The sequence below is a fragment of the Accumulibacter sp. genome, assembly GCF_036625195.1.
GTDB lineage: Bacteria > Pseudomonadota > Gammaproteobacteria > Burkholderiales > Rhodocyclaceae > Accumulibacter.
Genome location: NZ_JAZKUG010000001.1, coordinates 4003844 through 4023868, shown reverse-complemented (window position 1 = coordinate 4023868; position 20025 = coordinate 4003844). Strand labels below are relative to the sequence as shown.

17 protein-coding genes and 4 pseudogenes are annotated in these 20025 nt (G+C 61.4%); 11 read left to right on the top strand and 10 right to left on the bottom strand.

The window, feature by feature from the left end; genetic code table 11:
• Positions 1–3: 3 nt before the first annotated feature.
• Together V5B60_RS17635 and V5B60_RS17630 are read left to right on the top strand one after the other, a co-directional pair.
• Entirely contained in the window at positions 4–291 is a 288-nt protein-coding gene (locus V5B60_RS17635) for a 2Fe-2S iron-sulfur cluster-binding protein (RefSeq protein WP_332348696.1), read from the top strand.
• Positions 292–329: 38 nt separating this feature from the next.
• Positions 330–704, top strand: coding sequence for a 2Fe-2S iron-sulfur cluster-binding protein (locus V5B60_RS17630; protein ID WP_332348694.1), 375 nt, complete (start codon positions 330–332; stop codon positions 702–704).
• A 261-nt stretch (positions 705–965) separates the two neighbouring features.
• Here the strand turns inward: V5B60_RS17630 and V5B60_RS17625 are convergent, their stop codons facing one another.
• Complete coding sequence (locus tag V5B60_RS17625; protein ID WP_332348692.1) at positions 966–1823, bottom strand: SIR2 family protein; 858 nt, start codon at positions 1821–1823, stop codon at positions 966–968.
• A 154-nt stretch (positions 1824–1977) separates the two neighbouring features.
• Here V5B60_RS17625 and V5B60_RS17620 point away from each other — a divergent pair.
• Positions 1978–2523 (top strand): annotated as a pseudogene (locus V5B60_RS17620) (IS3 family transposase); the annotation flags it as partial.
• Between the two features lie 438 nt (positions 2524–2961).
• Here the strand turns inward: V5B60_RS17620 and V5B60_RS17615 are convergent.
• Positions 2962–3243 (bottom strand): hypothetical protein, encoded by a 282-nt coding sequence (locus V5B60_RS17615; protein WP_332348690.1) that lies wholly within the window; start codon positions 3241–3243, stop codon positions 2962–2964.
• A gap of 90 nt (positions 3244–3333) precedes the next feature.
• Between V5B60_RS17615 and V5B60_RS17610 the strand changes: the two genes are divergently transcribed.
• Positions 3334–4323, top strand: a complete 990-nt coding sequence (locus V5B60_RS17610) for an IS630 family transposase (RefSeq protein ID WP_332350382.1) — start codon at positions 3334–3336, stop codon at positions 4321–4323.
• An 11-nt stretch (positions 4324–4334) separates the two neighbouring features.
• Here V5B60_RS17610 and V5B60_RS17605 read toward each other — a convergent pair whose 3' ends face one another.
• The 3 genes from V5B60_RS17605 to V5B60_RS17595 all read right to left on the bottom strand — a co-directional run bounded on the left by V5B60_RS17605 (position 4335) and on the right by V5B60_RS17595 (position 6036).
• The gene (locus tag V5B60_RS17605) at positions 4335–4736 is read right to left on the bottom strand and encodes a hypothetical protein (RefSeq protein WP_332348688.1); all 402 of its coding nucleotides are present in this window, start codon (positions 4734–4736) and stop codon (positions 4335–4337) included.
• 93 nt (positions 4737–4829) lie between these two features.
• The gene (locus V5B60_RS17600) at positions 4830–5153 is read right to left on the bottom strand and encodes a DUF6794 domain-containing protein (protein WP_332348686.1); all 324 of its coding nucleotides are present in this window, start codon (positions 5151–5153) and stop codon (positions 4830–4832) included.
• Between the two features lie 166 nt (positions 5154–5319).
• A complete protein-coding gene (locus V5B60_RS17595; protein ID WP_332348684.1) occupies positions 5320–6036 on the bottom strand; it encodes a hypothetical protein in 717 nt (238 codons plus the stop codon).
• A 272-nt stretch (positions 6037–6308) separates the two neighbouring features.
• On the opposite strand from V5B60_RS17595, the gene V5B60_RS17590 reads away from it, so the two are divergent.
• Both V5B60_RS17590 and V5B60_RS17585 read left to right on the top strand, forming a co-directional pair.
• On the top strand, positions 6309–7529 hold the full coding sequence (locus V5B60_RS17590) for an IS4 family transposase (RefSeq protein WP_332350614.1): 1221 nt from the start codon (positions 6309–6311) through the stop codon (positions 7527–7529).
• A gap of 560 nt (positions 7530–8089) precedes the next feature.
• Positions 8090–8803 (top strand): annotated as a pseudogene (locus tag V5B60_RS17585) (IS1634 family transposase); the annotation flags it as partial.
• Positions 8804–9195: 392 nt separating this feature from the next.
• Here V5B60_RS17585 and V5B60_RS17580 read toward each other — a convergent pair.
• Positions 9196–9447: a hypothetical protein gene (locus tag V5B60_RS17580; protein ID WP_332347471.1), complete on the bottom strand. Its 252-nt coding sequence runs from the start codon at positions 9445–9447 to the stop codon at positions 9196–9198.
• Positions 9448–9655: 208 nt separating this feature from the next.
• Here V5B60_RS17580 and istA point away from each other — a divergent pair, with 208 nt between their 5' ends.
• The 5 genes and pseudogenes from istA to V5B60_RS17555 all read left to right on the top strand — a co-directional run.
• Positions 9656–11155, top strand: a complete 1500-nt coding sequence (gene istA, locus V5B60_RS17575; protein ID WP_332346455.1) for an IS21 family transposase — start codon at positions 9656–9658, stop codon at positions 11153–11155.
• A complete protein-coding gene (gene istB, locus V5B60_RS17570; protein WP_332347472.1) occupies positions 11142–11903 on the top strand; it encodes an IS21-like element helper ATPase IstB in 762 nt (253 codons plus the stop codon). Before istA ends, istB begins: the two co-directional genes overlap by 14 nt.
• Positions 11900–12142, top strand: coding sequence for a hypothetical protein (locus tag V5B60_RS17565; RefSeq protein WP_332346452.1), 243 nt, complete (start codon positions 11900–11902; stop codon positions 12140–12142). Before istB ends, V5B60_RS17565 begins: the two co-directional genes overlap by 4 nt.
• Positions 12143–12265: 123 nt before the next feature.
• Positions 12266–13237: pseudogene (locus V5B60_RS17560) on the top strand (IS1634 family transposase); the annotation flags it as partial.
• Positions 13238–13385: 148 nt separating this feature from the next.
• A pseudogene (locus tag V5B60_RS17555) lies at positions 13386–13610 on the top strand (AAA family ATPase); the annotation flags it as partial.
• Here V5B60_RS17555 and V5B60_RS17550 read toward each other — a convergent pair.
• From V5B60_RS17550 to pglZ, 4 genes are read right to left on the bottom strand one after another with little or no spacing between them, the layout of a single operon-like run.
• The gene (locus V5B60_RS17550; protein WP_434735343.1) at positions 13561–13746 is read right to left on the bottom strand and encodes an NAD(P)-binding protein; all 186 of its coding nucleotides are present in this window, start codon (positions 13744–13746) and stop codon (positions 13561–13563) included. The pseudogene V5B60_RS17555 and the gene V5B60_RS17550 overlap by 50 nt on opposite strands.
• Before the next feature lie 10 nt (positions 13747–13756).
• Positions 13757–15862 (bottom strand): DEAD/DEAH box helicase, encoded by a 2106-nt coding sequence (locus V5B60_RS17545; protein ID WP_332348682.1) that lies wholly within the window; start codon positions 15860–15862, stop codon positions 13757–13759.
• Positions 15859–17178 carry a BREX system ATP-binding protein BrxD gene (brxD, locus tag V5B60_RS17540; RefSeq protein WP_332348681.1) on the bottom strand — a complete coding sequence of 440 codons (1320 nt, stop codon included), beginning with the start codon at positions 17176–17178 and terminating at the stop codon, positions 15859–15861. Before brxD ends, V5B60_RS17545 begins: the two co-directional genes overlap by 4 nt.
• Positions 17175–20024, bottom strand: coding sequence for a BREX-2 system phosphatase PglZ (gene pglZ / locus V5B60_RS17535; protein WP_332348679.1), 2850 nt, complete (start codon positions 20022–20024; stop codon positions 17175–17177). Before pglZ ends, brxD begins: the two co-directional genes overlap by 4 nt.
• Position 20025: the final 1 nt, after the last annotated feature.

Genomic DNA, 20025 nt, shown 5'->3' with positions numbered 1-20025 from the left:
CTCATGCCCAAGGCCAGCATCACCTTCCAGGATATCGGCGTCACCGTCACCGTGCCGGCGGGAACCCGCCTGATCGAGGTTTCGGAGAAGGTCGGCGCCGGCATCCCTTACGGCTGTCGCGAAGGGGAGTGCTGTACCTGTCTGACCAGGATCGTTTCCGGCCATGAACACCTCGCTGCCCCTTCGGTCCTCGAGCATCAGGTGCTCCGGGACAACCTGGCGCCGCGCCGCCACCGTCTGGCCTGTCAGGCGCAGGTGCTGGGTGGTTGCATCGTCGTCCAGCCCGCTTGAGCTTTCGTCCCACCCCTTGTACTCACCAGGAGCCTGCCATGCCCAACATCACCTTCTCCAGTCCGCTGCACCGGGACAAAACGGTCTACGCCGTCGCCGGCAGCCACACCCAGACCATTCTGAAGCTCGCCAGGGAAAACCATGTCCCGATCGATTTCTGCTGTGGTGACGGCGAGTGCGGTACCTGCCTCGTCAAGGTCAGCAGTGTCGACAAGGCCAGCCACAGCAAGTACGGCCACATGGGTGGTCCGCTGAACGCGCGCGAGGTCGCAGTCCTCAAGGAACTGGGCAAGATCAAGCAGGCACAGATCGAACAGATGTACGTCGATGACCTGCCGCCGACAGAATGGCGCCTCGCCTGCCAGTACATCGTCCGCGACGAGGACATCGTCGTCGAATACCCGAGCCGCTGACCGCGTCTCCGGTTGCCGGGGCCGGCACGGTCCCGGCGGCTGCGGTGGCCATCGGTCGCCGGCGGCAGTCGCGGTGACGGGCCAAGTGCCGCGGTCGGGTAACGATGTCCGTGCGAGATCAGTCGTCGCTGTGTCCGTCGCACGCGACCGGCGGCGGTGTCCGGCTCAAGCCCGGGGCCGGATGGTCGACAGGTCGCGCTCGTTGTCGCGAGGAGGCCGGCTCTCGTATACCGATCGCCGTTGGACTGCTGCGCCGGCGAGTCAGCTGGTTGCGGCGCCGGCAAGCAGCGCCCGCACATCCGCCTCGACGATTTCGATGCCGATACGCTGGCAGAGACGCCGTTCCTTGTCGTTCGCCTCGGGGATCAGCGCCCAACCGGCGGGTCCGACTGCAGCGTCGTGCACCAGGTCGGCCAGGATCATGCGTTCGGTATCACGATCGAGGCGCACGCCGAGCAGGAGATAGCGCCTGCCGCGACGGCGCACCTTGACGAACGAGGGAACGGCAAAGCCACCCATCAACTCGGTGATGTAGTCCACATAGTCGGCATCGGAGGCGATGTAACTCGCTTGCGGCAGTGGCGCGCCCATCGGCTTGAAGAGCAGCGGCAGTTCCGTGTCGGCCTCCGTCGGCGAGATGGCGCGGTAGCCGCTGCCGTCCGTGGCGTAGAGACGGAAGCGATGGTCGGTGCCGCCAAGGCGCGCGCAACCGAGGATCAGCACGTGCGGCGTCCCGGCATAGGAGTCGAGCAACTGGGTGTCGCGGTTGGTGTCGATCACATAGCCTGGTCGGAGCGTCGCCAGCCACTCGTGCAGCGCTGCGCGTGTCCAGTGCGACGCAGCGTAAATGCTGTCGAGAAAGCGCGTCACGGCACTCCGGCCGCGCTTGAGCTCGACATTCATCGCTGCGCGAGAAAACTCATGCATCAGCTTCGGCGCCATTGGCCGGCCACCATTCATGGCGAGGATCAGTTGCTCGCTGGTGGCGGGTATGGCACGGCCGTCGACGAGCGAGGTGACATCGGCGAGAACGCCCGGCCCGAGGTAGGGGACGATGCTGCCGTCGGCGAGGCCAGATCGCCAGGATGCGAGGAGGGCGCTTGAGGGGATTGTCGGCATGGCGTGTTCTCCGCGTGAATGCAGCCTTTCCATGCAAGAAGCGCGCCGGACCAGCCAGCAAGCTCGCGACCGTGGGCCGGCTGCAGCGAGCAGCATCCTGCATCGTGCTCCTGCGGGCAGCGGTGGTGACTGCCGGGACATCCCGGATCACTCAGGTGATGACCGTCACCCTTACCAGAAGACGTCGCCATCCTTGTCGGGAGCGCGACAAAGGTGGGCGGCGGACATCACCTACATTCCGATGCGCCGGGGCTTCATCTAGCTGTTCGCCGTGATCGACTGGTACTCGCGGCGGGTGCTCGCCTGGCGGCTGTCCAACACCTTGACGACCGACTTCTGTCTGGACGCGGTCCGGGAAGCCATCCACCGGCACGGCTGCCCAGAGATCTTCAACACCGATCAGGGTTGCCAGTTCACCAGCGGCGACTTCACCGGGATGCTCAAGGCGCATGGCATCCGGATCAGCATGCACCGCAAGGGGTCCTGGCGAGACAACGTCTTTGTCGAGCGCCTGTGGAAGACGCTCAAGTACGAGGAAGTGCATCTCAAGGCCTATGACAGCGTCGCCGATGCGAAAGCCCACCTGAGTACCTATGCACGCTTCTACAACGAGCGACGGCCTCATCGCGCCCTGGGTGGCAGGACGCCAGACGCTACCTACTTCGTGGCACTCGCGTCGGCCATCCGAGCCGCCGCATAAAGAATGAGGAACGGTCTCCGTGGACTTGTGGACGATGCGCTCACGCGCAGCGGGCCGCTTGCCGTGGAAAAGTCTGGCGACTTTCCCACCGCGCGTCCCTTCGCCCACAAGCTCCACCGAGCTCTATTCGGTTCGGATAAAATTCCAGAAGGTCAAAACCAATCGTATCACCGGTCAACCCGACCACAGCCGGCAGGGCTCCACTTATCCTCGAGCATTTCCTGTCCAAACAAACGGCGCCACCTCTCCACAGAGCATCACTACGCGACGCAAGCTGACAGCAAACCAAACTGAAACTCCCGGCTGATTGAGTGCCAAGGAAATGCGCCCGGTTTGGACTGTTTCATTTAGTCTTCGGAGAAAGTTAAATCTATCCTCGCCACCACCAAAATAATTCGGCGAAGAATGGTGACGCAATGGGCATACTAAAGAATCGGCTTACTTGACCTCGTATTCAATCAGTTCGGTGCGTGTCTTGTTTCCTCCCTTATCAGAATCATCAAACTCTAGCTTTACGAACTTCTTCACCTCTGGCGAGTACCAAACAGTTTGCGCCGAACGTCCGTTCCATGCTCCAGACAGTATTTTGGTGCTGTAGAAGCCTGAGTGCGCCACCTTTAATGCTTTGAATTTTCCGGAAGGCACTTCGACTTCCTCCCAACCCTCAACCTTGACTGGCGAACTAAAAGCAGTACTAAGCAATAAATAAATTGCGTGCATTGAGTTCTGGCGCGCGGACGAGTTTCATGTATAATGCTCGCCATGAACTTTCATTCGATTCCCCCAAGGCCGGTTTTCACTTCTCGCCGCATGGAACAGCAATGGATACGCATGCAAAGCGTCAAAATGGTTCGGTCTGGTATGCCGGCGAGTGACGTGGCGCGCCATTTTGATGTCTCGGTGCGCGCGGTTTTCAAATGGGTGGCGGCATTTTACGACGGTGGTCAGAACGCGTTGCTTGCCCGAGAAGGCGCGGGTCGGCCGCCGAAGGTCAGCCCGGATCAGTTGCGCTGGATTGCCGATACGGTTCGCGACCGCACGCCCGACCAGTTGAAGTTTGACTTCGGGTTGTGGACCTTGCGCCTGATCGGCAGCCTGATCGAACGGCAGTTTCAGATGACGCTGAGCCTGCCGACCTTGGGCAAGGTCATGCGGCAACTCGGATTCACTGCCCAGCGCCCGCTGTACCGTGCCTATCAGCAGGATGCGGCGCTGGTGCAGCGCTGGCACACGGAGGAGTACCCCGCTCTCCAGGCACGTGCGAGGGCTCGTGGGGCGTTGATCATGTTCGCTGACGAGGCTGGGATGCGCTCGGACTACCACGCGGGCACGACTTGGGCGCCTCGCGGCCGGACGCCGGTGGTACGCACCACAGGCCAGCGCGTCTCCGTCCAGATGCTGTCGGCAGTTGGCACGGGCGGGCAACTTCAGTTCATGCTTCACGAGGGTCTGGTCAACGCCGCGGTGTTCCGTACCTTCCTCGAACAACTCATGCTCGGCGCGACGCAGCCCATTTTCCTGGTTGTCGATGGTCATTCGATTCACAAAGCGAAGCTGGTGAGCGAATACGTCGCGTCCACCAACGGCATGCTGGAACTGCACTTCCTGCCGCCTTACTCGCCGCAACTCAATCCGGACGAGCAAGTGTGGAAGAGCGTCAAGGAACGCGTGGCGAAACAGAAGCCGCTCGACAAAATCAGCCTGCGGCGTCTCATTGAGGGGGCGCTGGAGCACCTTCAAAATCTTCCAGAGATCGTGCGAGGGTTTTTTCGGCATCCGGATTGCGCTCGTACAATATGAACAGCAGACGTTTATTGCTTAGTAGTACCTGAATCATTGCGTCTCCTTTGGTACTCATTTTTCCAGGTTTTACCCACTTCAAGAGGGAAAGCCAAGAACACAAAACTACCCTCAAAAATTCTACTGTCTGGAAATGTCCACGTCGCCCGGTCAGCCTTGCGCCTTGCTACGCTGCCAACGTTGTCCCCAGCATTGGAAGAAAACGTCTTCTGGTCGAGTTTAATTTCGTCTCCATTAACCTCGGTGATTATCTGCTCGAACTCTGAGGTTGCTTCGTTGTTGTACATATTCACTACTCGATACATCCATCGGTCACCAACCTTGATATCTGGCTTGTTCACAGGGGCAGATTGAGCAAGGACGGGGGAAATTTGGGCAAGCATGAAGCAAAAGAAAACAATTACAGGTTGCATAGCGGATGCTCCTTGGCAATTAAATCAAATAGTGGCAATGCGACTAATGGTTATTCGCGTGCGATTAACTGAGCTGCAATGGTTTCCTGTTGGTCACGTCAAACAATGACGGTCCGTGGCCCTAAGCCACTCCTCCTCAATGCACCTTCGGCACCGTCTCCCGCACCGCCGCCACGCCGCCTCAACGATCACCTTCGACGCATCGTACGCATCTGCCTCGCCCGTCGCCTCGAGCAGCGCCCGGCTGCCCTTCCACAAACCCAGATTGTTCCGCATCCAGCCTCCCAACCCGAAGTGTAGCCCGATCAGTTCAGACTCCGCCATGGCCGCGATCGCCGCTTGATCCTCGTCCGACAGCGTGGCGATCACTACGCCGACCGCCTCATCGATCGTCGACGGCCACTGCTTACGTCCCATCGATGGCCGCACCGCCTACCCACGCGGGACCCGCCGATTTCGACGTGCTGCCGCGGACCGACACACTGGTCCGCGACATCAGATCCCGCGTCTCCGACGTACCGCCGTCGCCCAACCTAGCCGGATGACTAAACCGCACGCGCCAGTCAACCAGTGCCTAGCGAAACTAAAGCCGAAAATACTTGCAACGATAACAGGCGAGAGCAAGCGCCCCTGACAAGAGCATCAAAGCGGTCGGTGGCTCTGGCACGGCACCGCCTTGTCCCGACACGGCACTGGTTTGCAGTCCATCCAGATGGTTCCAGCCGTCGCCTGTAATCCCGTCGAACACTATTTTGGCGACGGGGACGCTGGAAATGAATCCAGCAAAAGTATCATGGAAAGCGCCAATTGTTCCCAAGAGGTTGTCAGAGGAATCATAAGCTCTAGCCACGAGAGTGTCGGCCTGGCCGTCGCCATTCCAATATGCGAGCGCCGTCAATGTTGCCCCAGGAAGCGGATAAACGACGATATCGTTCCATTGATTGACCCAGTTGATCCCATTTGGAAAATTCCCGAGATGGGTCGGGCCGTAGGGTGTGGTTCCAAAGACATACGCCTGCGGGTACCCACCTCCTGCAAGCTCATCAAACCTAATTCCGAGTGCTGGCAATGACTGAATCGCAGTACCATCCGGATAGGACTCAAAGCTCTCTAGAGCAAATGTGCCTACCGCGGAACGCCAAGCTGCCTCCTCGGACAGCCCACCGGAAAATGTTTGAAAGCTAGCCGATGCACTGCCCGCAGCGAGAACCAGGCCAAGGCCAATCAGTGTCGGGATATACCCTGGACGATCCTTGCATCTATCTCTTCCCTTCGGTACGACGGGGTTGTCCAATTTCATCGAAGCCTCCAATATGACTGACCGAGAAACAATAAAATCGCGAGCAAAAGACTTTGCTTAATGCATATAGCTTCTCTTCGCGACCGCGATGATGATGATTCAAAATGCAATCGTCATCAAGATGGATTCGCCGGACACGCTCCCAATCCTCACAAGTTAGCATATCAGCATATTGCGCGGCAGGCCTTGTGTCGGCTGCGCTCCTGCGGCAAAATAGAGCTGTAACCAATTGTTTATAAAGGAGAATCGCATGACGGCCTGAATATGCCAACATACTTGGTAAGCTCTCCAAGTATCTGTTTTCTCAAGAGTTGCTCCAAGTGGCTCGCCTCGACCCCAAACACTTCACCCGCTGCCGTACCCTCACCCTGCCAACCGTCCTCAGTTTTCTGCTCTCCAGCGTCCACGCCGCCGTCCAGTCGGAACTCGATCAGTTCTTCGCCAACCTGCGCAATCGCGCCGACTCGGTCCGTGAGGTCACCGCTCAAGCCTTCTACCAGGCACGTTACAAGATCAACGCGCTGGTGTTCGGCGAGGTCAATCAGCACCTGATGGGACTGGTGGAGGAACACTTGCCGATCCCGCGCTGGAGAGGCTTTCGGGTGGTCGCTGTGGATGGCAGCGCGGTTCGCCTGACGATGATGAAGGACAACGTCCGGTCGATCGTCACAGGCATGGCTTTCGGCCTCTACCTGCCGGGGATCGAGCTGTTCCTGAACTTCCGCCTGCATGAGCCTTTGTCCGATGAGCGTCAGATGTTCTTCGAGGCGATCGATTGTCTGCGCTCCGACGATGTGCTCGTGATGGACCGCGGCTTTCCATGTCGTTGGCTGGTGTCGGCGCTGACGGCACGTCGCATCCCCTTCTGCATCCGCTGCGATTTGTCTCAAGGATTCAAAGTGGTACGCGAGTTCCTGCAGTCCGGTCGAAGCGAGCAGGTCGTCGTCTTGCGCGCGCCCAATGCCCGTGATGCCGAGGACTATGAATGCCCGGCCACGCCGACCACGGTTCGCTTGGTGCGGGTGACGACACCGAACGGACGGGTGCATGTGGTGATGACCTCGCTCCTCGATCCAGTGACCTTTCCCGCCGCCGCGTTTGCCGAGCTGTACCACGGCCGCTGGCGAATCGAAGAGGCGTTCAAACGGATCAAGCACCGGCTGCAACTGGAACATACCTCCGGCTTGTCCTGGCATGCGGCGCGCCAGGATTTCGGCGCCAAGGCGGTCTTCGACAACCTCAACGCACTGGCCGCCTATGTCGCGACCCACACCCTTCTCGACCCCGGTTCGTCCTACAAGATCAACCGCACCTTGGAAATCGACAAGATCAAGCGACAGATCGGTCGTTGGCTCCTGGCTGCAACCGCCACCACTCGCCGCCTCAAGCCCATCCTCGAGGAAATCGCCCTGAACCTCCAGAAGTTCGTCCCCAATCGCTCCCAACCGCGAAAACCGCAGCCGAAACCGCACCTGTCGCACGCCTATAAGTGATTATGCCTATATGCTAACTTGTGAGGATTGGACACGCTCCCTGATGGACTGAATCAGGAGGTCATTACCTCTACAAAGCCCCTGTCAATCGCAAAGGATAGCACTGGAAACGCTGTGCGTCACTCCCGCTCAGACACTAGGTGACTTGGCGAGCGTACAGGCCGCAACGTGAGTGAACGCTGAGCAAGCCTCGAAAAGGGTGATGCACGGGCCGACCTGCCAGTCGATGCCGGGAAGGCTGACACGACCTGGGAAGAGAGCGGAACGAGCACCGGGTAGCCGTGCCGGGGTATTGGCCCGCGGGAATGTCCGACATCAACGCTTCCCCGGCCCTCTCGGGAATCTCTGCAAGCCTTGCCACGTCAGGGTTTCAGCGGCCACGGCGGGAACTGGCACGCTCTGTGCACCCGAGTTCGACACTTTTCGCGTGCCATACGCATAGACGGGGCTTCGGCCCCAATAAAAACAAGGGGTTGGCGCGCAGCTGGAAATTTCGTGTAGTGACACGTCTGGCGTAAAAGACTATTGCGATCATGTCTGTATGAGGATACAGTAGCGACATGTTCGTGAAGATCACCACGTCCGGCCCGCGCCAGTACGTCAAGCTCGTCGAGGCCTACCGAGACCCCTCCGGGGTACCTCGCCAGCGGGTCATCGCCACCTTGGGGCGCATCGAAGCGGTGCGATCCGGCGAGACCGACTCGTTGCTCAACGGTCTGCTGCGGGCGGCGGGCAAGCCCTCCCTCGAGGAAGGGACCGGCGAGGTCGCCTTTGCACCGGCGCTGTCGGTCGGCGACACCTGGCTGCTGACCGCCCTGTGGAAAGAGTTGGGCTTCGCCGACGCCTTTCGCCGGCTGCTGCGCAATCGCCACCAGTTCGACGCCGAAGGTCTGCTGCGGGTGATGGTGTTCAACCGGCTGTGTGATCCGGAGTCCAAGCTGGGGATCCTGCGCTGGCTGGAGGGCACCCGTGTTCCCGAGGTCAGCGCCGATTCGGTCACCCACCAGCACCTGCTGCGCACGATGGATACTCTGGCGGAGGGTGCCGACCGGGTTGACGACGCTCTGGCAGCTCTCCTGCGGCCGTTGATCGATCAGGAGTTGGCGATCGTCTTCTACGACCTGACGACGATCCGTGCCGAAGGATGCACCGATGAGTCCGAGGACCTGCGGCACTTTGGCCATGCCAAGGAGGGTGGGACGGTACGCCAGGTGATGCTCGGGGTGGTCCAGACGGCGGACGGCTTGCCGATCCATCATGAGGTCTTTGCCGGTGTCAATGGTGGTCAAGAAGCGCCGATAACTGGCTGCGAGCGGTCGAGGATGTGACCGGGGAGGGATGGTCCATGGTCGAGACGGATTGGGGTTTCGGGGCGGCTGGGCGACCGATGGTGCGGCAGGAGGGCGCGTCGGAAGGAGCCCGAAGGGCGACTGGAGACGCGCCCTCCTGCCGCGCGGCGGCCATCGGGGAAACCTGCCGCGGATGCGGCCAAGGGTTGCAGGCGGGGATGATAAGCCCGCTCGCGATGCGGTAAAAAGGACCCGCCAAGGAGAACGGGCACGACACCGGCCAAACCCGCAAAGTCCACGCCGATGTCGTGCCCCACACCGTGCTGGGCACGGGTGCAGGGAGAGTATTTCACGAGCGGCGTCTTCCTGTCGATAGCTCATTGGCGTGACGGGAACCGCCAATGGAAGCCACCGGCCGACTCTTCCTGTGCCATTGCTGCCGCACCCAGGTCGTCGTCTGCAGCCGCTGCGACCGGGGCCAGATCTACTGTGCTGCTGGCTGCGCCGAGGCGGCCCGCCGCGCTTCCCTCCAGGCAGCCGGCCGCCGTTACCAGAAGAGCCGGAATGGCCGCCTCAAGCATGCCGAAAGAAACCGCCGTTACCGGCTGCGTCAGCAGAATGTGACGCATCAGGGTTCTATGCCACCGGCACCAGATGATTTACTGCCGGCGAACTCGGCAGTGGGCCCGGAACCGGCGGCAGTCGGTTCGACCGCCCCTTCCCGGACGGTGCGCTGCCATTTCTGCGGGATGCGCTGTTCGGGCTGGCTCAGGCAGGGCTTCCTGGGCAGCTGCCGGGTTCCATCCGCTATCTCACCTGATCGAAGAGGAACCCGAGTTGAGCATTTCCACTGATACGCAAGCGCAGATTCTGCGCTACTACCATGCCGAGCGCTGGCGCATCGGCACCATCGCCAGCCAGCTGGGCGTCCATCATGGCACCGTCCGGCGTGTCCTGACGCAGGCGGGTCTGCCACGCACCGGCATCGCGCCGCGGCCTTCCCGCATCGACCCCTACCTGCCCTTGATCCACGCGACCCTGGCGCAGTTTCCGACCCTGACGGCCAGGCGGCTGTACGTCATGGTCAAGGAACGCGGCTACTCCGGCGGTCCCGATCACTTTCGTCATCTGGTCGCCTTGCATCGTCCGCGACCGAAGGCGGAAGCCTACCTGCGGCTCTCGACGCTGCCCGGCGAACAGGCACAGGTCGATTGGGGGCACTTCGGCCACCTGGAAATCGGCCGCGCTCGCCGGGCACTGCTGGCTTTCGTGATGGTGCTGGCGTGGTCGCGCATGATCTATCTGCGCTTCTTTCTCGATGCGCGCATGGAGAACTTCCTGCGCGGCCATGTCGGAGCGTTTGACGCCTGGAGGGGTCTGCCGAGAGTGCTGCTGTACGACAACCTCAAGAGCGCCGTCCTCGAGCGACAAGGGCAGGCGATCCGTTTCAATCCCACCCTACTGCAGTTCGCCGGTCATTATCGCTACGAGCCTCGCCCGGTGGCGATCGCGCGGGGCAATGAGAAGGGGCGCGTGGAAAGGGCCATTCGCTATGTTCGCGAAGCCTTCTTCGCCGGTCGCAGCTTCCTGGATCTGGCGGACCTCAATGCACGGGCGGAAGCTTGGTGTTCGGGAGAGGCGGCGGACCGGCGTTGCCCCGAGGACCCTTCGCTGAGCGTGCGCGAAGCCTTCGCGCTGGAAGCCGCCCATCTGCTGGCGCTGCCGGAGCATGCGTATCCGACCGATGAGCAGGTGGCGGTGAAGGTCGGCAAGACGCCCTATGTGCGCTTCGACCTGAATGACTATTCGGTGCCGCCGGAGCAGGTGCAGCAGACGCTGACGGTGGTCGCCGACCCGCTGCGAGTGCGCATCGTCGATGGGCCGACGCTACTGGCGACGCACCGGCGCAGTTATGACCGGGGGCAGTGCATCGAGGATCCCGCCCATATCGCGACGCTGGTCGAACAGAAGCACCAAGCGAGTCTGCACCGGGGGACCGACCGGCTGACGCGGGCGGTACCGGAAAGCCGGGAGTTGCTCGTCCAGGCGGCCGGCCGGGGGGCGAATCTGGGAACGATCACGGCGGCGCTGTTGCGTCTGCTCGATCGCTACGGTGCAAGCGAGTTGCGGGCGGGCATCGAGGAGGCCTTGGCCCGTCAGGTGCCGCACCTGAATGCGGTGCGCCTGGCGCTGGAGCGCCGGCGCGAAGCGACCGACCGGCCGCCACCGGTCGAGATCCCCTTGCCCGAGCACCTGCAGCGCCGCGATACGCCGGTCCGGCCGCATCGGCTGGAACCCTACGACCGGCTGACGGGGGCGACCGATGATCCCGAGTGAGGCCTTGCGCAAACGGGCGGAAGCCTTGCATCTGCACGGCTTGCTGGCGCATTGGTCGGAGCTGGCCGAGTGCGCTTGGGTCGAGCCCTTGCTGACTTGGGAGGAGACCGAACGGGCCCGGCGCAGTCTGGAGCGCCGTCTCGCCGAGGCGCACATCGGTCGCTTCAAGCCGCTCGCGGATTTCGATTGGGACTGGCCGGAGCAGTGCGATCGGACAGCGATCAGCGAGTTGATGAGCCTGGAGTTCCTGAAGAGCGCGAGCAATGCCATTCTGGTCGGGGCGAGTGGGCTGGGCAAGTCGACGATCGCCCGTAACATCGCACACCGGGCCGTCCTGTCCGGGCATACGGTGCTGTTCACCACCGCCGGTCAGCTCCTCGGCGACCTGGCAGCGATCGACAGCGATTCGGCTCTGCGCCGGCGACTGCGTCATTATGCGGCGCCGGCGCTGCTGGTGATCGACGAGGTCGGCTATCTGTCGTATTCGAACCGCCACGCCGATCTGCTCTTCGAGCTGGTCAACCGGCGCCACGAGTGCCGCAGCACGCTGATCACGACCAACCGTTCGTTCTCCGAGTGGTCGGAGGTCTTCCCCAATGCGGCCTGTACCGTCGCCCTGATCGATCGTCTCGTTCATCACGCCGAGATCGTCGCCATCAAGGGGGAATCCTATCGGCGCAAGGAGGCGCAGGAACGGACGGAGCAGCGCACCCAGAAACGTCGATCCACCGTCGGGGCTGCCGCATGAAGCCTTATCACCTGCCTTCCGGACTGGGCGCTGGGCTCGATTTCCTGATCTGTGCCGACTGGACCCCGGAGCAGGCGCTGGCCGTCGTCGAACTGCTCGAAGATCTGCGTGACCGCATCTGGGCCCACTACGACCTCGCGCTCCTCGATCTGCTGCGAGATGAACGCACCGGTCCGGGCGAAACACTTCCCGGTAACCACAGCACAGCCGACGACTGGCCTGACGAACCCCCATTCTGAACATCGCCGGTCGCTCAGACTTCAAGGGGCCTCAGCGGCCCCTTTTTATGTCGACCTCAACAGTCAACCATTCTTCGCCATCTTTGCGCGCCAGATATCCGCGGTTCTTCGCAGCCACTAACAGCCGGCAATACCGGCGAGACGACGACGCTGGTGCCGACGATCGAGAAAGTGTTGGCACGCTATCCGATCAAACGCGTGGTACTGGTCGCCGATCGGGGTCTGCTGAGTCTCGACAATCTCGAAGCCATCCGGGCGCTGCGCGTCGGCGATCAGCCGTTGGAGTTCATTCTGGCCGTCCCGGCGCGGCGCTACGGGGATTTTGACCGCCTGCTCACCCCGTTCCACGAGAAGAGTTGCCGGCCGGCGACGGCAGAGGTCTTTGGTGAGCTGAAGTGGGAGGGGTTTCGTCTGATCGTTGCCCATCGCCCCGATAGGGCCAGCGAGCAGGGTCGCGTACGCGATGAGCGCATTGCGGCGCTGGAGAGGGATGCCGCGCAGTGGGCGGAGAAACTCGATGGCCAGGAGGCCGGCCAGAAACACCCGGGCAAGAAGCTGTCAGACGCCGGCACGATCGCCCGTTTCTACAAGGCGGTCGCTGACGCGCATCTGGCGCACATCATCAAGGTCAATCTCGCCTCCGAGGTGTTCACCTACGAGATCGACGAACGGGCGCTGAGGCGCGCGCGGCTCATGGATGGCAAGCTGATCCTCGTTTCCAACGTTCCGGATTCTCCCCCGGCCGAGATCGTGGCGCGCTACAAGGCGCTGGCGGACATCGAACGAGGATTCCGTGTTCTGAAGTCCGAGATCGAAATCGCGCCGGTCTTCCACCGCCTGCCGGATCGCATCCGGGCGCACGCCTTGATCTGCTTCCTGGCATTGCTGCTCTATCGGGTGCTGCGCCTGCGCCTCAAGGCGAAGGCCAGCCCCCTCTCCCCGGAGCGCGCCCTGGAGATCGCCCGCCACATCCAGTACCACCAGGTCACGCTGCATCAACGCCAGTCAGCCTCCGGCCTGTCCGCCATCACCCCCCAACAGAAGGAGCTGTTCGACACCGTCGCCCTGCCCGAGCCCTCCGCTAGACGTCTGTAGTGCCAATTCCGAACCGGTGAATTGCGCACAAACAATCACTTAGCCGTATTTTTGTCGAACTCGGGTGTGCACAGCTGTCGTCAGGAGCGCGGGATTCTTCCTTGCTTCAGATGATTTCAACGCAGGACTTCAACAAGGAGATTGCATCATGGGAAAACTTCGTCAGGGCGCCATCTATGGCAAGGGCGGTATCGGCAAGTCCACCACGACCCAGAACCTCGTCGCCGCGCTGGCGGAGATCGGCAAGAAGGTGATGATCGTCGGTTGCGACCCGAGGGCCGATTCGACGCGACTGATCCTGCACAGCAAGGCGCAGAACTCGGTCATGGGCCTGGCTGCCGAGGCCGGTTCGGTCGAGGACCTCGAACTCGACGCGTCCTCATGCGTCCGCCCGCGCCGCGACTCTTGTCCAACACTTTGACCTGGGGGTCAGCCTGTTGCAGCGCCGTGGCGCAGGACAGGCCAGCGACGCCGGCACCGATCAGCGCCAGATGGGGAGCCGGATTCATGGCTTTCCAGTCAACCTTCCCCGGACACCACCACTATTTGTTCCATAATGGATGCAGCCCCTCTCCAGTCGAGCAAGCGAGATTTCACCACGCTGGAAACATCATCGTCCTCAAGGCACAAACTGAACTTCAGATCCTTGCCGATTTGCCTTATCCGCTTTTCTCCCTGTTGCGTCAGCTCGGGAGGCAATGTCATTCCCTCTGCCACGTTCGCTGGGCAAGTCAGCTTGATAGACAAATTGTCGTGAGTGTTTGACTTGTTCCCGGCGAAGCTCATCATTTCGGCCAACAAGAAATTGGCCGCGTTGCCCGCAAATGTCCACCATCGCCACTCCGGTCGGTTACCGGCAACCGTTTTTTCAACGGTAGTCCTGCCGGTCTCGAGGAAGGCAAACGACGATGACACATGGTCGAGTCGATTTCGTGCCCGACTCGAGAGAACGGCCGGGACTTTGCGATCAATCAGGAGCGCCTTCATTTTCTGGCAAAGTTCAAAGCGAAGTGCTCTTGACGATCCCAGCCACGAGGCCTTCCCCCTGTTTTCGCTCGGCTCGACATGGACGACGCGCGACTTCCAGTCCGAAGTCACCACTCGCCAATATCGGCCAGCCAGAATCAGCGTCGGCGCCGATTCCTCATTTGCCCGAACGCTCACTGGGTCAACAAAACCCAATTCGCGCCGACCATGCAGAACGGTCAGTAGCAACGGAGAATTGAAGGTGGAAACGATCGCCTCAAAGTGGCGTCGGCCGAATTCATCTTCGCCGGTTGCGCCCAAACCGATCAAGCCGCCGATTGCTTCATCCTCCCAGAGAATGGAACGAGAAAGCATCGTGCCGATGATCCGCGAAATCCTGTTCGAGTCGAGGTCAAAAAAGAGATCAGTCAATTCCGCTTGAAGTTCAGCTCTCGCCAACCCACGGTGCTGCAGGATCAGCGCAATTGCCTGTTGTGCGACCAAATGCCATGGCGTGACAGGAGGATTTATCGGTTCGACGAAGTCTTCGCGCCAGAGGCGAACGATCGCACTGGCGATCATCAACCCCTCGTCGTCCGTCGCCAGGAACAAACAGTTCCGCATCGTTCCCTTGCGCCGACCCGTTCGCCCCATGCGCTGGAGAAAGGACGCTACTGAAGCAGGGGCGTCGATCTGAATGACCCGATCCAGGTCACCGACATCGATTCCGAGTTCCAAAGTGGATGTCGCCACGATGACGCAATCCGGCTCCTCGGCAAATGCCTTCTCGGCTTGCCGGCGCTCGTCCGTAGACAACGAGGAATGAGAAACAAAGGTCCGGACGCCCAGGTCGCGAAGCAATGCCGAGAGTTCTTCGGTCTTCGCCCGGCTATCGCAGAAAACCAGGCGCTTTTCGCCAGCATGCAATCTGGAGATTACTGTTGCCGCATTTTCGAGCGAAGCAACAAAGTCGATGGTGAGATCCGCATCGTATCCGGATTGCCCATCGCCGATGACTGTGGTTGCTTGGCCTGGAAGCAGCCAGTCGATCAATGATTTCGGGTTGCCGACGGTGGCGGTCAAGCCCAGAACCTGGATTCGCTTTCCAGCAAGTCGTTGCATTCGTTGAATCAGACATCGCAAATGCCATCCGCGATCATCACCGCAGAAGGCGTGCAGTTCATCGACGATAATCAAGCCGACGTCAAGAAGCAGGTTTCGCTTGTCGTCGTTCGCCGAAATCAACATCCCTTCGAGAGACTCGGGTGTCGTCAGCAAGAGATCCGGAGGATCCTTGATCGCTCTTTTCTTGATCGAGTCACTGATGTCGCCATGCCAGACGCCGACACGTCGTCCCAGCAAGCCGAAATAGTACGAAAGGCGAGGTTCCAGGTTGTTCAGGAGTGCGCGAATCGGGCAAACATACAGCACGGACAAGCCGCGCCAGTCTTCCGACAGCATCCGCGAGAGAACGGGGAATATCGCCGCCTCGGTCTTCCCACCGGCCGTGGGGGCCAAAAGGATGCAGTGCTGCCCATCGAGAATAGGGCCTACTGCCGCCTGCTGCGTAAGACGCAGCCCATTCCACCCCAGCGAATTGACGATGTGATGCTGAACGGCTGGATGCAGGCGATCAAAGGCTGCTGGCTCCTCGCTCATTCGACGTCGAGTTCAATGGCATCGATGCTGGAAAGTCCCGAGGCTGCGGCCTCGGAACGAGTCAATTCGTTGGGCGCAAGCGTCAGCGCGTAGTGCTGACGGGGAGCAAAATCAGCAAACTGGTCTACACGGTCCAGAACGTCAGCGACCAGTTTTTTCAGGAAGATCCGTGGCGCGACCCCGACCCTTCCACCAAGCTTTCCTGCGACGGCGACGGCCAGGTCATGCACATAACGGTCGTCTACGAGGGATCGAACACGGTCCGCATCGACGGCAACCTCGGCAAAGATGTCGCGAACCTTGCAACCCACCTGCGACAGCAATGCCAGGTCAAAGTTGGGCAAGCGGATTTGCACTGCGCGCGGATTGTCGAAACGCGCCTCCGTGCTGAAATCAACATGCAGGCGCTGCGCCAGGGGTGCCAGCCGCTGCACCCCTTGCGGACCATCGTAGAACGCAGGCGTGCCGTTGATCATCAGGTACAAGCCGGGGAAGCGCCCCGCATCAATCTCGTCGATCCATTGGCGCAGGCCATTGAGCCCTTTTTCCCGGGTGTCAGCCCGCATTCGCTGCAAGGTCTCGACCTCATCGATGACGAGGATCAAACCGTGGTAGCCCGAATCGCGAAGGATCGCCAGGACCCCGGCGATGAAGCTTGCCGCACCGAAGTGATCGATATCGCCCTTGAGGCCTGCCGCCCGCTTGATCTGTGCTGCCACGTTCGGTTGTCCGGATACCCAGCTCACTAGGCCTTCGGCCAAGGCCGTGTCGCCGCGCGCCACCGCTTCGCGATACGCGCGCAGGGCTGCCGAAAACGCGGGAGCCACCTTGTTGATACTTGCCAGTCGCTGTTCCATGAGCACGCCGGTAGCGGCCATCAGCCCTTGCGCATCGTTCGGGTCAAGCTGGCCAGCGGCCAGCACATCCTGCTCGAGAACGTAAAACCAGCCATCGATGATTCCGCGGAATGCCCCTTCCCCGGCGTCGGCCGTGGCAAGCCGCTCGATCAGGCGACGATAGATCGTTTCCATTCGATGCAGAGGGGTTTCTGTCTCCGAGATCTGCACCTCGCTGCTGGCGAAGCCGGCGGCACGCGCGCGTTCCTGCAACCAGCGACCGAAGAACGTCTTGCCGCTGCCATATTCGCCGCGCAGCGCCTTGAACACGGCGCGCCCCGAACTGACCGACGCGAGTTCGTCGTCGAGCGTCGCCTGCAAGCGCTCAACGCCGACTGCGAAAGCATCCAGGCCATTGCGCGGCACCGTACCCCGACGCAAGGCATCGATGATCTCCGAGCGACGGGCCGGACTGATCATTGTGCTCTCCCGGTGCGCCCACCAAACTGCGTCTCAAGGAGCGCTCGATTCAGCCCGACCGTCCCCTCCGCTTCATCGAGGGTCAGCACAGGAGCCTGGTCTACGTTCAACAGGCGACGCGCTGCACTGACGAAGCCCGAAACCCGCAGCAAAGGCATGCCCAAGCGTGCAGCCAGCGCTTGCTTGGACACTTTTCCGCCTCGCTCCGACAGGGCTTCAAGCAGCGAACGGATCTCTTCATCCGTCACACCAGATCGAGCCACCCACTGTTTCTGCGACAGGAATGCCGTTGATTCAAGCAACGCAGAAATCCAGTCCGGCTCGACTGCCGTGGCCTGAACCACCTCAAGCGCTGGCAGTTCGAACAAGGACTGCTGTCCCGAGGCTACTGGTGTTTGCGGTTTGGTCTTCCTGCTGAGCGCTTTGGCCAGAGGCTGCGAGCCGGGGGATGCAGGGCTTGTCTCGGCAGCAAGCTCCCACCAGGCGGGTGCGGTGCTGGGTGCATGGCGCAAACCCTCTGGCAGCACACTGCCAGTAGTCAGAAGCGTGATGGGGACCAGCATTTCCTGGAGACTGATGCCGCCGTGGTAGCCGTTTTTCCGCGAGCCATAACGCAGCGTCTCGCTCCACGGAACGACGACCTGCCGTTGCCCATGCGGTGTCATCACCCGCCCGCCGGAGAGCATGATCTCTTCGGCAGAGACAGGAGCGCCGGCAACAGTCCGCCAGCGATCACCCGTTGCGGGATCTGAACCGCTCGCAACGGTCTTGTCCTGCGCCGGATTCGCCAGGGCATGTGTAGCCTCGTCGATCACATGGCCATGATCGGCAGTGATCAGAACCAGGCGCCCGGCGTTGCGTGCCTCGTAGAGCAGTGGCTTGATCAGGCGCAGATCATCCAGCGCCCAGCGGTGGTTCAGTTGAGCCGAGCCCGACAAGTGATCATCGACACCATTGAAGACAACGGCCACGACTTTTCGCTCGCGGCTGCCGATGGCATCGCGCACCACCTCGGACAGGGTGACGCCATCGCTGGCCGATGTCAGCTCAGCTTTATGGAACAAGACCGGTCTGGCACCAGGCCGGTTCGATGCGACGAGGGGGACGAGTGCGGGATGCTGGGCAAAGCCGGTCTTCTCGTTGGCTGCCTGACCTTGCAGCAGTTTTCCGCAAAACAGGCTGGTGCGGGAGATCTCGGTGATGGATGGAATGGTGGTCAGGCCAACCGATGCCTTGTCCTGCGCACTCGGCAAGACTTCATTCCAGCCTTGTCGCTGTGCATCCTCAAGCAGTTCCCGATAAATCGGAAACGACAGGCCATCGACGACCAGCAGCAGCACCGGCGCCAGCGTTGCCACGGGAGCGAGCACGTCGGCGATGATCTGCTCTACCGGGACGATAGGGTCGAGCTTTGGGCATCCCCCCTGATTCCAGGCCGACAGAGCCACCGCAAACTGCCTGTTCGAGGACTCGCGTCTGACCCGGGCCGCTTCGCGCAAGGCACTGTAGGCACGAGTCACGACAGCCAGGTCATCGCCTCCCATCAAGGCAAGGCGAGCCCAGTCGGCAAATGCGCCTTCGTCGGCATGGGACTTCGCCAACGAATCCAGCCCGATGTGTGGGCCGGGCTCAGCGTTCGACAGCCAGCGGACCAGCCGCATGGCCATCTCGACACGGCGCACACGGTTTGCCTGATGAACTGCGAGGCGATGCTCCCTGACGGCGCCGCCCGCGACCAGCACCGCGGCCGTGGCAGCCGCGCGAGCAGCCGGCTTCTTCTCGGGCCCTGTTGCGAGAAATTCTGTAATTGCGTTGGCGAAAATGCTCAGGCGTGCGCTGAACCCCGAAGGCAAGTCGCTGGATCTTTCGGCGAACGCCATCAGGTGAAGCGATGCCACAAGCTGGTCTGCCACATCGAGGACAGGCATCAGAGTCGAGGCATCCATGGCTTTTGCGACCTGGACGGCCGCCGCATGCAAACGCAGTCCCTCCCGCAGCGGAATTGGCGTCCCGCCGGTGTAGCGCTCCAGACGCACAGCCGCGGCCAGCAATTCCGGTGCAAGCGGCGTATCGTCAGGCCGCTTGAGGACCATGCCGCACACCAGGGCGATCGGCATCAACTCGCCGCCGTAGCCCGCCTCCAGCACCTGGGCGACCAACCGTCCACAGGAACCGAGAATCTCGATCAGCCATTCACCGACCTGTTGGCGTGCCTTCTCATGAAGATCGCCATAGCGACGTGTTGCCTCGGGTGAGAGGGTCCAGCGCAAGACCGAAGCGAGGTCGGGACGCCCCCCATGTTCGGTGGTCATCCCAAGAACGCAGCGCAAGACCTGCGACCAGGCCGCGTCAACATCGAGAACGCCGCCGGCGACTGGCGGATAGCCCCCTGCCGGCAGATTCTCCAACAGTGCCTCGGCAACCCAGGGCCAGCGAGCAAGCCGCGAATCGATTGCCCTGGCCTGAAACGCATGGCGCAACATATCCCACGCTTCAACCGAAAAAACCTTGCCACGCGAAAACCGTGCAAGCACGTCGGCGCCCAGCACATGATCGGGCAGAGGCGTCAATACCACCAGACCAGGCAATTTTCCGGGCGATTCGCTGGACACCGGGCCTGGATCGTCCATCGCCCCGTCAGCAAGCGCCAGCAGCTGCTCCCGGACGGCAATCGGCGACGGGCACCAGGCCACTGAAAACTCCCGCTCGCCAACCGCCAACGTCGATGGCCAGCTTTCGTCGTGCTGCGCACGAATGGCGATCACCGCTGCCGTTCGATCGTGGCGCAGAACCGCATCGACCTGGGCGACGATCTGGCGCACCGACGGGTTGAGCAATACATTCACC